Genomic DNA, 14,331 nt, shown 5'->3' with positions numbered 1-14,331 from the left:
AATGCGGCATGGCGTGCGGGTCGGAGTCGATGTCGGCAAGGCCAGGATCGGTCTCGCGATGAGTGACCCGCACGGCATGCTCGCGACCCCGGTCGAAACCGTTCCCCGGGACGGGAACGGCGTCACCGATGTCGCCCGCATCATCGCCGTCGTCCAGGATCTCGGCGCAATGGAGGTCATCGTCGGCCTCCCGCTCGCCCTGTCCGGAAACCACACCGCGTCGACACAGGACGCCGTCGGCTTTGCGGAGGTGCTCGCCCTGGCCGTTCCCGTTCCCGTGCGCCTCGTCGACGAACGGCTCTCGACCGTCGCCGCCCAGGGAGTCCTCCGCACGGCAGGCCGGAAGGCGAAGACACAGCGCCCGGTCATTGACCAGGTAGCGGCCACCATCATCCTCCAGCATGCTCTCGACACCGAACGCGGTCTCGGGCATCCGCCAGGTTCTGCCGTTGTGCCGGCCGTTCCCGCCACGCCACCGTCGCCAGCCGCCCCGATCGAAGGGTCCTGATCGTGTCCCACCCACCGCTCGACCCCCGGGACGACCCGGCAGGCCGGAACTCAGCGGCGCCCCACGCGCACGGTACTCCTCCGACTCCTGCTCCCGGCGAGGAAACCCCGGTCAATCCCTGGGCATCTTTGCTGGCTCCGCACGCCGGGACGACGGCGTCCGGCGAGCCGGGCCACGCAGGGGCCCCCGCCGACGGCGGTGACTTCCCCACCCGCCGGTCGCTCCGCACGACCGCCCAGGCTCCGTCGACCTCACGATCGAGCCGTCGCTCCCAACTCGGCTCCGAGCCACCGCGACCGCCCAAGCGGCGTCGCAAGGGCGCGTGGGGCTGTCTGATCGCCCTCGTCGTGCTGGTGGCGCTCGTGGCGGGGGCCTTCTTCGCCCTGCAGGGCCCGATCTCCCAGCTCCAGGCGACCCTCGCTGGTCCCGCCGACTACTCCGGGTCTGGCGAGACGAAGGTCGTGGTCATGATCCATGACGGTGAGACCGGATCGGACGTGGCGAACACGCTGGTGGCCCAGGACGTCGTCAAGAGCTACGACGCCTTCTACAAGCTGCTGCTGAAGGTCACCCCCGCTCCGGTCTTCCAGCCAGGCGCGTACCAGCTCATGACGAAGATGAGCGCGAGCGCCGCGCTCACCGCACTTCAGGACCCTGCAAGCAAGCTCGAACAGACCGTCGTGATCCCGGAAGGAACGGCGGAGGCGGACATCCTCCAACTGGTCAGCGAGGGGACGAACCTCCCGCTCGCCGACCTCCAGGCGGCGTCCACCGATGTCGCGGCCTTCGGCCTTCCGGCAGAGGCCACGACCCTCGAGGGCTTCCTGTTCCCCGCGACGTACACCTTCGCTCCGGGCATCACCGCGAAGGACGCGCTCAAGACCCTCGTTGACCGCCAGTTCCAGGCCCTCGACTCCGCAGGGGTCGCGCCCGCCGACCGGTGGAAGACCATCGTGCTCGCCGCACTCATCCAGCGGGAGGCCGGCCTCGCCGCCGACTACCCCAAGGTCGCCCGGGTGTTCCTCAACCGGCTCGACCCGGCTCAGTGGGAGAGCGGGCTGCTGCAGTCCGACGCGACGGTGGCATACGGCACCGGCCACACGAACGTCGTCACGACGACGGATGCCGAACGCGCCGACGCGGGCAACGCATACAACACCTATGTCCACCCCGGACTCCCGGTCGGCCCGATCTCGAACCCGGGGGACCTCGCGATCAACGCAGCCCTGCACCCCGCAGACGGGACCTGGCTGTATTTCGTGACCTGGAACCTCGACACCGGCGAGACCATCTTCTCGACGACCGCAGCCGAACACGAAGCCGGTGTCGCCCAATGGCAGGCCTGGATGAAGGACCACCCCGAATATGGTTGAGCGCACGACACCCCCGCTTCCTGAGCGCGAGAACCACGGAAAGCCTGTGGAAGGATAGTGGGCATGCTTCGTTGGCTCACCGCAGGAGAGTCCCACGGCCCCGAACTCATCGCCATTGTCGAGGGTTTGCCCGCAGGGATCCCGGTCACACTCGATTCGATCCGCCTCGATCTCGCGCGCCGCAAACTCGGCTACGGCCGGGGCGCCCGGATGACGTTCGAGCAGGACGATCTCACCATTTCCGGCGGTGTCCGGCACGGGTTCACCCTCGGCGGGCCCGTCGCGCTGCGGATCGGCAACACCGAGTGGCCGAAGTGGTCAGAGGTCATGAGCGCTGACCCCGTCGAGACGGCGCCGGGCGAAGCCCAGAGCACTCGCGGCCGCGGCGCCCCGCTCACCCGGCCCAGGCCGGGTCACGCCGACCTCGTCGGCATGCAGAAGTACGGCTTCGACGAAGCCAGGCCCGTCCTCGAACGGGCCAGTGCTCGCGAGACCGCCGCACGGGTGGCCCTCGGTGCCGTCGCACGGTCGTTCCTCGCCGAGCTCGGCATCCGCCTGGTCAGCCATACCCTGTCGATCGGGCCCGTGCGCGTGCCCGAAGACGCTCCGCTGCCCCACCCGGACGACGTCGGGATGCTCGACGCCGACCCGCTGCGCTGCTTCGACGCGGCGACCAGCGCGCTGATGGTGGCCGAGGTCGACCAGGCTCACAAGGACGGAGACACCCTCGGCGGTGTCGTCGAGGTGCTGGCATACGACCTGCCGCCCGGTCTCGGTTCGTTCGTGCACTGGGACCGGCGACTGGACTCCCAGCTCGCAGCGGCCCTGATGGGCATCCAGGCGATCAAGGGCGTCGAGGTCGGGGACGGCTTCCTCACCACGACCCGCCGCGGTTCGCACGCGCACGATGAGCTCGTGCAGTCCGACGGCCGCATCCAGCGGGTCAGCGACCGCGCAGGCGGTACGGAGGGCGGCATGAGCACGGGAACCGTGCTGCGGGTGCGGGCAGGCATGAAGCCGATCGCGACGATCCCCCGGGCACTGCGCACCGTCGACGTCACGACGAGCGAGGCGGCCCCCGCCCACCACCAGCGGTCGGATGTCTGCGCCGTTCCTGCCGCAGGCGTCGTCGCCGAGGCCATGGTCGCGCTCGTTCTCGCCAACTCGGTGCTGGAGAAGTTCGGCGGAGACTCGATCGACGAGACCATGCGGAACCTGGAGTCCTACCTCGCACACATCCCCGGCAACCTCAAGACGGGCGCGTCGAGCGACGCCTCGCTGTGATCCCGGCGGCACTGTGACAGCGGACCTGCCCGCCGTGCCGGAACCGGCAGGGGACGGTGACCTCCCGGACTTCCCGCTCGTGCTGATCGGGCCGATGGCCGCCGGAAAGACCAGGGTCGGCAAGCGGGTGGCGCGGGTGCTCGGCGTTCCGTTCGTGGACACCGACGCGCTCGTGGTCTCCGGACACGGGTCCATCGCGAACCTCTTCAGCCGGTACGGCGAAGGACACTTCCGCGCGCTGGAACGGATCGCCGTCGGCCAGGCCCTCGCCACCAGGGCCGTCGTCTCCCTCGGTGGGGGAGCGGTGCTCGATCCGGGCACCCGCGCCGACCTCGCCCGGTGCCGGGTCGTCTACCTGAGCGTGACGGAGCAGGCCGTCGCCGGCCGGATCAAGGGCGGCAAACGACCGCTGCTTGCTGGCGGGCTCTCCGACTGGATCCGCATCTACGAACTTCGCCGCCCGCTCTACGAAGAGCTTGCCGGTCTCCACATCGACACCTCGAATCGCCAGATGGACTCCATCGCCGACGATGTCGTGGCCTGGACCCAGAGAGGGCAGAACACGCATGACTGACGTTCACAACACCACCGAGACCACCGAGACCACCGGGACCACCGGGACGACCGTCATCACGGTGTCCGGAACCGACAGCTACCCGGTCATCATCGGCAGGGGACTGCTCTCCGAGGTCGCGGAACAGCTCGGCCCGAAGGTCGGCAAGGTGCTCATCGTGCACACCTCCACGCTCGGCGCTCGCGCCGTCGCCCTCCGCGAGGGCCTGCTCGCGCACTACGAGGTGCTCATCGCCGAGGTCCCGGATGCCGAGGCCGCCAAGCGGGTCGAGGTCGCCGCGTTCTGCTGGCAGGTGATGGGCCAGGCCGACTTCAGCCGGACGGACGCCGTGATCGGCTTCGGCGGCGGAGCCGCGACCGACCTCGCCGGTTTCGTCGCGGCGACCTGGCTGCGCGGCGTTCGCCTCGTCCAGCTCCCGACGAGCGTGCTCGGCATGGTCGACGCCGCCGTCGGCGGCAAGAACGGCATCAACACCGCCGAAGGCAAGAACCTGGTCGGCACCTTCTACGCACCCGCCGCCGTGATCTGCGACCTCGACACCCTCGACGACCTGCCCCGCAACGAGATCCTCGCCGGTTTCGCCGAGATCGTGAAGGCAGGCTTCATCCAGGTGCCCGAGATCCTCGACATCGTCGAAGCGGATGTCGCGGCCGTGACCGACCCGAAGACGCCGCAGTTCCGCCGCGTGCTCGAACTCGCGATCGAGATGAAGGCCCGCGTCGTCGGCGCTGACTTCAAGGAATCCGGCCTGCGCGAGATCCTCAACTACGGGCACACCCTCGGCCACGCCGTCGAGCACGCCGAACGGTACGGCTGGCGGCACGGCGCCGCGGTCTCGGTGGGCATGATGTTCGCCGCGGAGCTCGCCCGGCTGAGCGGACGGCTGTCCGACGAGGCGGCCGACCGGCACCGCAGCATCCTCGAATCGCTCACCCTGCCGACCAGCTACCCGGTCGGCCGCTGGAACACCCTGCTTGCGACGATGCAACGCGACAAGAAGACCCGCAGCGGAATGCTGCGTTTCATCGTTCTCGACGACATCGGCAAGCCGACGGTGCTCGAGGGCCCCGACACGTCGCTGCTCTTCGCCGCGTACCAGGAAATCGGCTCCTAGCGTCGTCGTCGAGGAATGGGTCCTAGAATGATGCCCTGAGCGGGCAGCGACCCGGTCGCCGACCAGAGTCGATCGGAGGACAGACAGTGAACCAGTGGACCGTGGGGTCGATAGGCGAACCCGTTCGGGATGTCGTGCTGAAACTGGCCAGGGCGCACGAGTCCGCATTCGGCTCGGCATTCGGTGCCGGAGCAGGTGCGGGGCCGGCCCGCCTCTTTCCGCGCTTCGGCGCGGAAGCCCACGCCGATTCGACCAGTCACGCGGATGCCCGCGGCGGAGTCCGCAGGCTCGTCCAGGAATCCTGGGAACGGTCCCTGTCACTGCAGATCGATCCCGCCCGCCCGGCACCCGAGCCGGAACTGTCGTCCGACGCGCTCAGGGAGCTGCGCGACCGGCATCCGCTCTCCGCGGTGCTTCCTGTCGTCCAGAACCTCCTGATCCGGCATTCGCTCGAGTCCGGTCTCATCGTCGCCATCGGAGACGAGTCGGGCAGGCTGCTCTGGATCGACGGCGACCGCACCGTGCGGCGCCAGGCGGAAGGCATGCTGTTCGTCGAGGGAGCCGACTGGTCGGAACGCCGGGTCGGGACGAGTGCCCCTGGGACGGCGCTCGCGCTCGATCACGGAATCCAGATCCAGCGGGCGGAGCACTTCAACCGACTGGCGCACTCGTGGAGCTGCACGGCCGTGCCCATCCACGACCCCGATTCCGGCGTCATCCTGGGCGTCATCGACGTCACGGGAGGGGACGACGCCGTAGGTCCGCAGACCCTTCCGCTCGTCGAGGCCGCGGCCTGGGCGATGGAGGCCGAACTGCGCATCCAGCGTCTCCGCGATCGAAACGACAACGGACCAGGGCACGGAGGCCCGCGCGATCGCGCGATCGTGCGTGTCGCCGGATTCACGCAGGCGCCGCCGCCCACGACCCAGAGACGCCCGACGAATGCGCGGGTGTCCGTGCTCGGGCGCGACACCGGGTTCCTCGAGAACGGCCTCGGGTCCTTCGAACTGAGTCCGCGGCACGCCGAGATCCTGACCCTGCTCGCCTGGTACCGGGACGGCCTCACCGCCGACCGGCTGTCCCAGCTGCTGAGCGACCAGTCGAACTCCGTCGACAACCTGCGCGCGGAGATGGTTCGCTTGCGGAAGGTCCTCGACGGGACGGCCCCGCCCATCTCGATCGCCTCCCGGCCGTACCGTCTCGGTTCGCCGGTCGAGCTGGATGCGCAACGCGTGCTCGCCCTACTCGAACGTGGCGCCCACCGGGTGGCGCTCGGCACCCACCGCGGGCCGCTGCTGCCCGCCTCCGTCGCCCCCGGCATCGTCGAGATCCGCTCGGAGATCAGTTCCCGGCTGCGGCAGGCGCTGCTGAGCGACGCGAGCCCCGACCTGCTCCTCGAGTACGCCCGCAGCGACGAGGCGGCCTGGGACGAGGAGGTCTGGCGCGCGTGCCTGGAACTGCTGCCGCCCCGGTCGCCGAAACGGGCATCCGTCGTCGCTCGCCTCGCGAAGATCGAGGCGGACCTCGCCGAAACCGGCGCCCCGGGTGGCGGGCGCAACCTCCCGCAACCCTGACGCAACGGTCCCTCCGCGTACGCTCGGGCCAGGTCCGCAGCAGGCGGACCCCACCGACAACGTCGTCGACGAGGAGAGAAATGACCGTCTATGCCAACCCCGGGACCCCGGGCGCCAAAGTCACCTTCAAGCCCCGCTATGAGAACTGGATCAACGGGGGCTGGGTCAAGCCCGTCAAGGGCCAGTACTTCGAAGACATCTCTCCGGTGAACGGGAAGCCGTTCGCCGAGGTCGCCCGCGGAACGGCGGAGGACATCGAACTCGCGCTCGACGCCGCCCACCGGGCCGCGCCGGCCTGGGGCAAGACGACGGCGACGGAACGCGCCGCCGTGCTCAACAAGATCGCCGACGTCATCGACGCGAACAAGGAACTGCTCGCCGTCGCAGAGACCTGGGACAACGGCAAGCCGATCCGCGAACCGCTGAACGCCGACCTGCCGCTCGCGAGCGACCACTTCCGCTACTTCGCTGCTGCGATCCGCTCGCAGGACGGCGACCACGCCGAACTCGACAACGACACCGTCTCGTACCAGTTCCACGAGCCGCTCGGCGTCGTCGGCCAGATCATCCCGTGGAACTTCCCCATCCTGATGGCCGTCTGGAAGCTCGCCCCCGCCCTCGCGGCAGGGAACGCGATCGTGATGAAGCCGGCGGAGCAGACCCCGGTGTCGATCATGGTGCTGATCGAACTGATCGGCGACATCCTGCCGCCCGGCGTGCTCAACATCGTCAACGGGTTCGGCCTCGAGGCGGGCAAGCCGCTTGCGTCCTCCCCGCGGATCCGCAAGATCGCGTTCACGGGCGAGACCACGACGGGCCGCCTCATCCTGCAGTACGCGAGCGCCAACATCATCCCTGCCACGGTCGAACTCGGCGGCAAGAGCGCGAACATCTTCTTCAGCGACGTCGCCCAGGAGCAGGACAGCTTCTACGACAAGGCCCAGGAAGGTTTTGTGCTCTTCGCCTTCAACCAGGGCGAGGTCTGCACGGCACCGAGCCGGGCGCTCCTGCAGAAGCCGATCTACGAGAGCTTCCTCGGCAGCGCCATTGAGCGCACCCGCAAGGCGATCCAGGGCAACCCGCTCGACACCGACACCCAGGTCGGGGCCCAGGCGAGCAACGACCAGCTCGAGAAGATCCTGTCCTACATCGACATCGGCAAGCAGGAGGGCGCCCGTCTCGCCCTCGGCGGTGAGCGTGTCGACCTCGGCGGTGACCTGAGCGGCGGCTATTACGTGCAGCCGACCATCTTCGAGGGCAACAACAAGATGCGCATCTTCCAGGAGGAGATCTTCGGGCCGGTCCTCGCGGTCACGAGCTTCTCCGACTACGAGGACGCCATCTCGATCGCCAACGACAACCTCTACGGGCTCGGCGCGGGCGTCTGGTCCCGGAACGGCAACGTGGCATACCGGGCAGGGCGCGACATCCACGCCGGCCGGGTGTGGGTGAACAACTACCACCACTACCCTGCCGGCGCCGCGTTCGGCGGGTACAAGAGCTCTGGCATCGGCCGCGAGAACAACAAGCTCGCCCTCGGGCACTACCAGCAGACCAAGAACCTGCTCGTGTCCTACTCGGAGAAGCCCCTCGGCTTCTTCTAAACGGCATCGTGCCGAAGGGGGCCGCCGGTATCGACCGGTGGCCCCTTTCGGCCGTCCCGCAGCTCGACTACCGTTGGTGCACATCCCGCCCGATGACCATCGAGCGTGAATCGAACGATGAAAGGCCAGGCAATGTCGCCAGCAGCGCCCTCAACAACCACGGTCATCGCCTCCGTCACGGTTCCGGGGGAGACCACGCCGCGCGTCGAGTTCACGCCGGCCGCCGTCGACACCCTGCGCGAGCTCTGGGCCGAGTTCGGACCGCTGATGTTCCACCAGTCGGGCGGATGCTGCGACGGCAGTTCGCCGATGTGTTTCCCGGCCGGGGAGTTCATCACCTCGGACCGCGACGTGCTGCTGGGCCGGCTCGACATCGCGCCGGCCGGTGAAACGGCCCAGACCGTCGACTTCTGGATGTCGGCGGAACAGTTCGAATACTGGAGCCACACGTTCCTGACGGTCGACCTCGTCCCCGGCCGGGGCAGCGGCTTCTCCCTCGAGGCTCCGCGCGGCGTGCGTTTCCTGATCCGGTCCCGCCTGATGGAAAGCTTCGGCTGAGGGCTCGTTCGGGAAGGTCGTGCCCATCCCCGGTCGTTCGTGACTCGCGACAGGGGGTGGCCGAACCCGCGGAGTGCCCGTTGGCCCGCCTTTGGCTCTCAGCCTCCGGGCAACTACACTCGTTTGAGGCCGATTCGGCCGCGCACCTTCCTAACTGAACTGAATGAACGGAAACGCTTTCCATGGCATCAACCGCCGATATCCGAAATGGCGTCGTCCTCAACATGGACGGCCAGCTTTGGGCCGTCACCGACTTCCAGCACGTCAAGCCGGGCAAGGGCGGCGCTTTCGTTCGCACCAAACTGAAGAACGTCGTCACGGGCAAGACCGTCGACCGCACCTTCAACGCCGGAGCCAAGATCGAGACCGAGAACGTCGACCGTCAGGACTTCCAGTACCTGTACGCGGACGGCGACTCCTACGTCTTCATGGACGTCTCCGACTTCGACCAGCTCACCGTCTCCAACGTCGTCGTCGGCGAGGCCTCGAACTTCCTCCTCGAGAACCAGAACGTCACCATCGCCCTCCACAACGGCAACCCGCTGTATGTCGAGCTGCCGGCATCCGTCGTGCTCGAAATCACGTACACGGAACCCGGCCTGCAGGGCGACCGCTCCACCGGCGGCACCAAGCCCGCCACCGTGGAGACCGGGTTCCAGATCCAGGTCCCGCTGTTCCTCGAACAGGGCACCAAAGTCAAGGTCGACACCCGCACCGGTGACTACCTCGGCCGCGTCAACTAGTGAGCGCACGAACGAAGGCGCGTAAGCGCGCGCTCGACATCCTGTACGCCGCCGACGTGCGGCAGACCACGATCCCCGAATCGCTCGCCGCCGAGGCGCAGCGGGCCGCGAGCGAACCCGCGCGGATGGCCTCCTGGCTGTACGCGCGCGAGATCGTGGACGGCGTCGTCGATCACCGCGAGGAGATCGACGAACTCATCGAGACCTACTCGCAGGGCTGGACGCTCAAGCGGATGCCGGTCGTCGACCGTGCCATCCTGCGGATCGGGATCTGGGAGATCCTGTTCAACGATGCCGTTCCTCACGCCGTCGCGATCGATGAGGCCGTCGAGGCCGCGAAGATCCTGTCGACGGATGATTCGGCCGGGTTCGTCAACGGATTGCTCGGCAGGATCGCGCAGACGGCCCCGCCGGCGTCGGCTGCTCCCGCAGCACCCTAGGCTCGTCCGCACCGTCCCGTACCGTTCGTCCAGGGGAAGATCATGAGCAACGACAATCCAGAGCCGTTCCCGTCATACCCGGACCAGTCCGGTCTGCCGGCGTCCCCCGAGCAGGGAACGCCGCATCAGGATTCGCTCCAGCCGTACCCGCAGCAGGACTACCGGCAGCAGGAGTACCCCCAGGTGCCCCGCACGAACACGCTCGCGATCGTCTCTCTCGTGTCCGCGTTCGTCGTGTCCCTCGTCGCAGTGATCACGGGGCACATCGCGCTCGGCCAGATCGCACGCCGCGGTGAACGGGGGCGCGGCCTCGCCATCGCGGGTCTTGTGATCGGCTACGTGGGACTGGCGTCCACGGCCGTCCTCATTGTCCTCTCGATCCTGTTCGCTGCGGCCTTCGGTCGGGTCTTCCTGAACATGGCCCAGCACGGCGGCTTCGGCGGGCCGGTCACCTCGGCGACGAGCGAACCGGACGCCTCGCAGGGCCTCCTGCCGAGTGGCACGCTCGGCGCGGCCCACTTCGACGATGGTTACGTGTCCGTCGGCACCGGCAGCCAGATCGTCGACGAGTACATCGACCCGATGTGCCCGTACTGCGCCCAGTTCGAGGCGACCAACGGAGCGCTGCTCGCGAGCCGCGTCGATGACGGCTCGATCACACTGCGCCTGCACGCGCTGACCTTCCTCGACCAGGCCTCCCAGGGCACGTACTACTCGAGCAGGGCATCCTCCGCGCTCACCTGCGTCGCAACACTCGCTCCGGACTCGACCCTCGACTACCTCGCGGCCCTGTTCGCGAACCAGCCGCAGGAGAACACCCAGGGCCTCACTGACGCTGAACTCGCTGCGCTTTCGCCGGCCGGTACGGACATCTCCGCCTGCATCGCGCAGGGCGACTACCAGATGTGGTCGGAGGCCAACACCGATGCCGCCCTCAACGGGCCCATCCCTGGAGCGGAGATCGATTCGATCCAGGGCACGCCGACCGTGCTCGTCGACGGGGCGCAGTACCCGGGCGGACTGACCGACAGCCGTGAGTTCGAGGCATTCCTCGACTCTGGCTCAGGATCCGGCCAGTCGACGACCGAGGGGTCGTCGGGCGCCTGAGCGCAATCCGGCCTGGCTACAGGACGGCGTAGAGGCCTTCGAGGGCGCTCGCGATCGAGTCGAAGCTGCCGATCCGCTGCCCGTCTTCGTTGACCAGCAGGAACCCGCGCGGCGTGCGCTCGAGGATGCCCGCGAGTTCATCGGTCACATCGTGACGGACCTCCCAGCGCGCCGGGCCGGCGTCCACGACGGAAAACAACTGAACGAGGTCCGTCCGGTCCATTCAAATCCTTCATCTGTACGTGCTTTCGCCAGCGGATGCCTGCCGCGGGACAATCCTGACGTGTGCCGGGCCCGACCGCAACTTCTGTTCGGTGAACACCCGGTGACGGTGTCGGCGTGGTCCAGGCGGAGCAGGTCAGGCGGGCAGGTCAGAGTGCGATGGCCAGGGCCAGGATCCGTGAGCGCGGCTGATCGGCCCAGGTGCCGGAGAGGTGCTCCGGGACGCCGCCGGTGGGCGTCCGGGCCGCGAGAACGCTCGTCTCCGCAGTAGGGCTGCCGGGCACCCTGAGTACGACGAGGCGCAGGGAGCCGGCCTCGACCACGGTCGAACCGGGCTCGTCCCTGGTCGAGAGAGCTGTCGTCGACGACAGTGCCGGGGTGGACGCATCCGTGGTCCCGCTGCCTGCGACCGTCGCCGTGGACTCCCGGAAGACGAGGTCCCCGTCGACGTCGACGAACTCGTCGGCCTGGGTGCCGCCGCGGTGGATGGTCGTTGCGAGCGCGGCGATGTAGGTGGGATCCCCGGTGGCGTCGTATGTCCAGCGACGACCCAGGACCGAGTGTTCCATCGTGCCGATCAACCAGGCGTCGCCGCCTTCGAGGGGCGCATCGCGATACGTCAGCGGCACCTGGAGCACCGGACCGTCGCCGGCACGCACGAGCAGCGTTTCGATGCCGACCTCACCCGCCGGATCGTCAAAACGGTATGCCGCGACGGCCGTCAGGGGGGCGGAGGGATCGCCGGCGAACCAGGACTGCATCCGCAGCCAGGGTTCGACGAGTTCAAGCTTGGACGGCCGAAGCTGGGCCCGGTGGATGAGTGCCATGACCTCGATGGTAGGGCACGTCCGCCTGGCAGAAAGGGCTGTCAGGCCGGAGACGTCTAGAACAGCCGGGAAGTCCGTATCCGTCCGCACGTCGCCGACTGGTCGGCGGCGTTGAGGTCACTCCGCCACTGTCGGCGTGAGCCGTCGGCTGGCAGACTGGGGGCGTGAATCCAGAGCCGATCCCGTCGTCCGCTGCACCAGGCGGTCTGCACGCGTCGTCGCCCACGTCGCGGGTCGACCACTATGCCACTGGTGAGACCAAGGCGAGCGGGAGCACCCTCGATGGCGAACTCCACGGCGAGTGGGAGTGGTTCCGCACAGACGGCACGCTGATGCGTACGGGAGAATTCGACCGCGGCCGCCAGATCGGCGTCTGGCGCACCTGGGCCAGGGACGGCAGCCTCGTCAAGGAGACCCGCTTCCGCTGAGTCGCTCACTGACTCGATTCCGCGCCCTCCCGCAGCCGGCCGACAGGATCTCGGACCTCTGCTGCGCGATGTTCCGCACGTCGGTGAGCGTCCCGAACTCAGGAGTTCCGTGCGGCCGGGTGGGATCGGCTGCACTTGTCCGCGGACCCGAGTTACCCGCCCGGGCGGATCTCCTGAATTCGGAACCATGGGCAGGAGAATTAACCGTCTTCAGGTGTGAAACTCAAGATGAGAATCCTAAAATTATGTGCGTAAGTCTCGTATTCGTGTTCGATTCGGGGTAGAATCGGGGTATGGCAGGAGCTTCCGATCCCCAGTCACACACCCCGCAGACACCCGGTTCAGGGGTCGCGGGAGATCAGCGCGTCCAGGGCGTCGAGGTGGCCCATCCGGTCGCGGTCGTTGAGGGTTTCGAGGGCGCTGAGGGGTTGGCCGGGTCGGTGCCATCGGTTCATGCGGATGCTGTCGCCCGGCTCGTGGAGGCGCAGGCGGTTCTCGCAGAGGCCCTGGCCGCGATCCCGGTCGGGCTGCTCAGCGACACAGAAGCGGTCACGGCGCTGAGCACCGTGGAGGCGATCGGGCGGACGGTGGACGCGGCCAGGGTGAGCACGGCGACGGATGTGGACCGGAGGGCCCGGGTCCTCGGCCGCGAGGGCCTGGCCTGGCGGATGGGCTGCACGGGCCCGTGGGATGTCCTCACCCGGGTGACACGGGTCTCGGCCCGGGAGATCAAGCGGCGCACGAAGCTCGGCGACGCGGTGTTACCGCGGCCGTGCGGCGGGAGCAGCTGGTTACCGCCCTTGTTCCCCACCGTCGGGGCCGCCCTGGCGGCGGGGGAGATCGGGGTGGAGACGGCGGAGTTGATCGTGGCCGGGTTGCAGGTGATCAGTCACCGGGTGGCGCCGGATGACCTGTTGACGGCGGAGCGGGCCCTGGTCGCCTCTGCGGCGGGGCTGATCACCCCGGAGACGGAGAACCTGGCCGGGGCGGGTGTCGCGGTGACGACGGACTTGATCCGGGGCATGGTCGCTCAGTGGCAGGCGGCCCTGGACCCCGACGGGGTCCTCCCAACCGAGGACCTGTTCGAAGCGAAGTCCAACATCGGCTTCGGACAACTCAAGAACGGGCTCTACCCCGTGAAGGGCGGAGTCACGCCGGAACTCTACGGGGTGATGAACACCCTCTTCGACGCCTTCCTCAGCTTCCACGCCCGCCCGGCGTTCCCCACCGCCGAGGAACAGGCGCTGATGGACTCGGGGCAGATGATCCCCGGCGCCGAGACCGCGGACGGCGAGAGCGACACGGGCCCGGATCTGGACGTGATCGAGGCAGAGCTCCGGGAGCGCCGCGCGGACACCCGCACGGGCGGGGAGAAACGCGCCGACATCCTCCGGGCGTTGTTCGAACACGCCGCCCGGGACGAGGACACCCCGTCGATGGGCGGGTCGGCGCCGACGGTGATGGTGCACGTGAACGCGGCCGACCTCGCCTCCGGGGTCGGGGTGGGGTGGATCGACGGCGTCGAAGCCCCCGTGTCTTTGAAGACGGTGCATCAGCGCATCTGCGACGGCGGCTTCCAGGGCGTGTTGTTCGGGGCGAACAACGAAGTGCTCAAGCTCGGGCCGGAACGACGGTACTTCAACCGGGCCCAGCGCCGGGCGATTACCGCCCGGGACGGCGGCTGCATCATCCCCGGGTGCAAAGCGCCGGCGCACTGGGCCGAAGTACACCACGTGAAGCCCTGGGCGAAAGACGGCCCGACCAACGTCGACAACGGGGTACTACTGTGCTGGTTCCACCACCACACGATCGACACCTCCGGGTGGGAAATCCGGATGGTGAAAGGCTCACCACAAGTCCGGGCCCCTGGGCTGATCGATCCGCAACGGCTCTGGCGGCCACCGAACCGGCACCGCGCCCACCAGGTCCTCACCGGACCACCCAACCGCGCATGACCGGGGCTGCTGCTAGGCTG

General features: G+C 68.5%; 15 protein-coding genes. 13 read left to right on the top strand and 2 right to left on the bottom strand.

Features of this window, described 5'->3' with window-relative positions:
• The first annotated feature begins 1 nt into the window (after position 1).
• From ruvX to RHM57_RS08210, 11 genes are all read left to right on the top strand, one after another.
• Positions 2 to 508, top strand: coding sequence for a Holliday junction resolvase RuvX (gene ruvX / locus RHM57_RS08260; protein WP_322189726.1), 507 nt, complete (start codon positions 2 to 4; stop codon positions 506 to 508).
• Between the two features lie 2 nt (positions 509 to 510).
• Positions 511 to 1,881 (top strand): endolytic transglycosylase MltG, encoded by a 1,371-nt coding sequence (gene mltG / locus RHM57_RS08255; protein ID WP_241984959.1) that lies wholly within the window; start codon positions 511 to 513, stop codon positions 1,879 to 1,881.
• Between the two features lie 63 nt (positions 1,882 to 1,944).
• Positions 1,945 to 3,165, top strand: a complete 1,221-nt coding sequence (gene aroC / locus RHM57_RS08250) for a chorismate synthase (protein WP_322189725.1) — start codon at positions 1,945 to 1,947, stop codon at positions 3,163 to 3,165.
• Positions 3,166 to 3,178: 13 nt separating this feature from the next.
• Positions 3,179 to 3,739: a shikimate kinase gene (locus tag RHM57_RS08245; RefSeq protein WP_322135774.1), complete on the top strand. Its 561-nt coding sequence runs from the start codon at positions 3,179 to 3,181 to the stop codon at positions 3,737 to 3,739.
• Positions 3,732 to 4,853, top strand: coding sequence for a 3-dehydroquinate synthase (gene aroB, locus RHM57_RS08240; protein ID WP_134449464.1), 1,122 nt, complete (start codon positions 3,732 to 3,734; stop codon positions 4,851 to 4,853). The genes RHM57_RS08245 and aroB overlap by 8 nt, the downstream gene beginning before the upstream one ends.
• 86 nt (positions 4,854 to 4,939) lie before the next feature.
• Positions 4,940 to 6,427 carry a GAF domain-containing protein gene (locus RHM57_RS08235; RefSeq protein ID WP_322189724.1) on the top strand — a complete coding sequence of 496 codons (1,488 nt, stop codon included), beginning with the start codon at positions 4,940 to 4,942 and terminating at the stop codon, positions 6,425 to 6,427.
• Positions 6,428 to 6,507: 80 nt separating this feature from the next.
• A complete protein-coding gene (locus tag RHM57_RS08230) occupies positions 6,508 to 8,031 on the top strand; it encodes an aldehyde dehydrogenase family protein (RefSeq protein ID WP_134449465.1) in 1,524 nt (507 codons plus the stop codon).
• A gap of 132 nt (positions 8,032 to 8,163) precedes the next feature.
• Positions 8,164 to 8,589 carry a DUF779 domain-containing protein gene (locus RHM57_RS08225; protein WP_134561156.1) on the top strand — a complete coding sequence of 142 codons (426 nt, stop codon included), beginning with the start codon at positions 8,164 to 8,166 and terminating at the stop codon, positions 8,587 to 8,589.
• A 182-nt stretch (positions 8,590 to 8,771) separates the two neighbouring features.
• Positions 8,772 to 9,332: an elongation factor P gene (gene efp, locus RHM57_RS08220; protein WP_134449467.1), complete on the top strand. Its 561-nt coding sequence runs from the start codon at positions 8,772 to 8,774 to the stop codon at positions 9,330 to 9,332.
• Positions 9,332 to 9,772 (top strand): transcription antitermination factor NusB, encoded by a 441-nt coding sequence (nusB, locus tag RHM57_RS08215; protein ID WP_134559877.1) that lies wholly within the window; start codon positions 9,332 to 9,334, stop codon positions 9,770 to 9,772. The genes efp and nusB overlap by 1 nt, the downstream gene beginning before the upstream one ends.
• A 42-nt stretch (positions 9,773 to 9,814) precedes the next feature.
• Positions 9,815 to 10,879, top strand: coding sequence for a thioredoxin domain-containing protein (locus RHM57_RS08210; protein WP_134561155.1), 1,065 nt, complete (start codon positions 9,815 to 9,817; stop codon positions 10,877 to 10,879).
• A gap of 16 nt (positions 10,880 to 10,895) precedes the next feature.
• Here the strand turns inward: RHM57_RS08210 and RHM57_RS08205 are convergent, their stop codons facing one another.
• Together RHM57_RS08205 and RHM57_RS08200 are read right to left on the bottom strand one after the other, a co-directional pair.
• Positions 10,896 to 11,102 (bottom strand): hypothetical protein, encoded by a 207-nt coding sequence (locus tag RHM57_RS08205; RefSeq protein WP_134449470.1) that lies wholly within the window; start codon positions 11,100 to 11,102, stop codon positions 10,896 to 10,898.
• Positions 11,103 to 11,250: 148 nt separating this feature from the next.
• On the bottom strand, positions 11,251 to 11,928 hold the full coding sequence (locus RHM57_RS08200; protein WP_134561154.1) for a CG0192-related protein: 678 nt from the start codon (positions 11,926 to 11,928) through the stop codon (positions 11,251 to 11,253).
• Positions 11,929 to 12,092: 164 nt separating this feature from the next.
• On the opposite strand from RHM57_RS08200, the gene RHM57_RS08195 reads away from it, so the two are divergent.
• Together RHM57_RS08195 and RHM57_RS08190 are read left to right on the top strand one after the other, a co-directional pair.
• The gene (locus tag RHM57_RS08195) at positions 12,093 to 12,356 is read left to right on the top strand and encodes a hypothetical protein (RefSeq protein ID WP_322189723.1); all 264 of its coding nucleotides are present in this window, start codon (positions 12,093 to 12,095) and stop codon (positions 12,354 to 12,356) included.
• Between the two features lie 293 nt (positions 12,357 to 12,649).
• A complete protein-coding gene (locus RHM57_RS08190) occupies positions 12,650 to 14,311 on the top strand; it encodes an HNH endonuclease signature motif containing protein (protein WP_322189722.1) in 1,662 nt (553 codons plus the stop codon).
• The last annotated feature ends 20 nt before the right edge of the window (positions 14,312 to 14,331 follow it).

The organism is Cryobacterium sp. 10S3 (assembly GCF_034344045.1).
Taxonomy (GTDB): Bacteria; Actinomycetota; Actinomycetes; order Actinomycetales; family Microbacteriaceae; genus Cryobacterium; species Cryobacterium glucosi.
The sequence above is the reverse complement of the archived record's forward strand: the minus strand, read 5'-3'. Positions and strand labels throughout refer to the sequence as shown.

Bases quoted from the DNA above. Each gene is read 5' to 3' on its own strand.
- RHM57_RS08225 (WP_134561156.1), top strand. From the start codon at position 8,164: ATGTCGCCAGCAGCGCCCTCAACAACCACGGTCATCGCCTCCGTCACG.
- RHM57_RS08200 (WP_134561154.1), bottom strand. From the start codon at position 11,928: ATGGCACTCATCCACCGGGCCCAGCTTCGGCCGTCCAAGCTTGAACTC.
- aroB (WP_134449464.1), top strand. From the start codon at position 3,732: ATGACTGACGTTCACAACACCACCGAGACCACCGAGACCACCGGGACC.
- aroC (WP_322189725.1), top strand. From the start codon at position 1,945: ATGCTTCGTTGGCTCACCGCAGGAGAGTCCCACGGCCCCGAACTCATC.
- RHM57_RS08230 (WP_134449465.1), top strand. From the start codon at position 6,508: ATGACCGTCTATGCCAACCCCGGGACCCCGGGCGCCAAAGTCACCTTC.
- efp (WP_134449467.1), top strand. From the start codon at position 8,772: ATGGCATCAACCGCCGATATCCGAAATGGCGTCGTCCTCAACATGGAC.
- RHM57_RS08210 (WP_134561155.1), top strand. From the start codon at position 9,815: ATGAGCAACGACAATCCAGAGCCGTTCCCGTCATACCCGGACCAGTCC.
- RHM57_RS08190 (WP_322189722.1), top strand. From the start codon at position 12,650: ATGGCAGGAGCTTCCGATCCCCAGTCACACACCCCGCAGACACCCGGT.
- ruvX (WP_322189726.1), top strand. From the start codon at position 2: ATGCGGCATGGCGTGCGGGTCGGAGTCGATGTCGGCAAGGCCAGGATC.
- RHM57_RS08205 (WP_134449470.1), bottom strand. From the start codon at position 11,102: ATGGACCGGACGGACCTCGTTCAGTTGTTTTCCGTCGTGGACGCCGGC.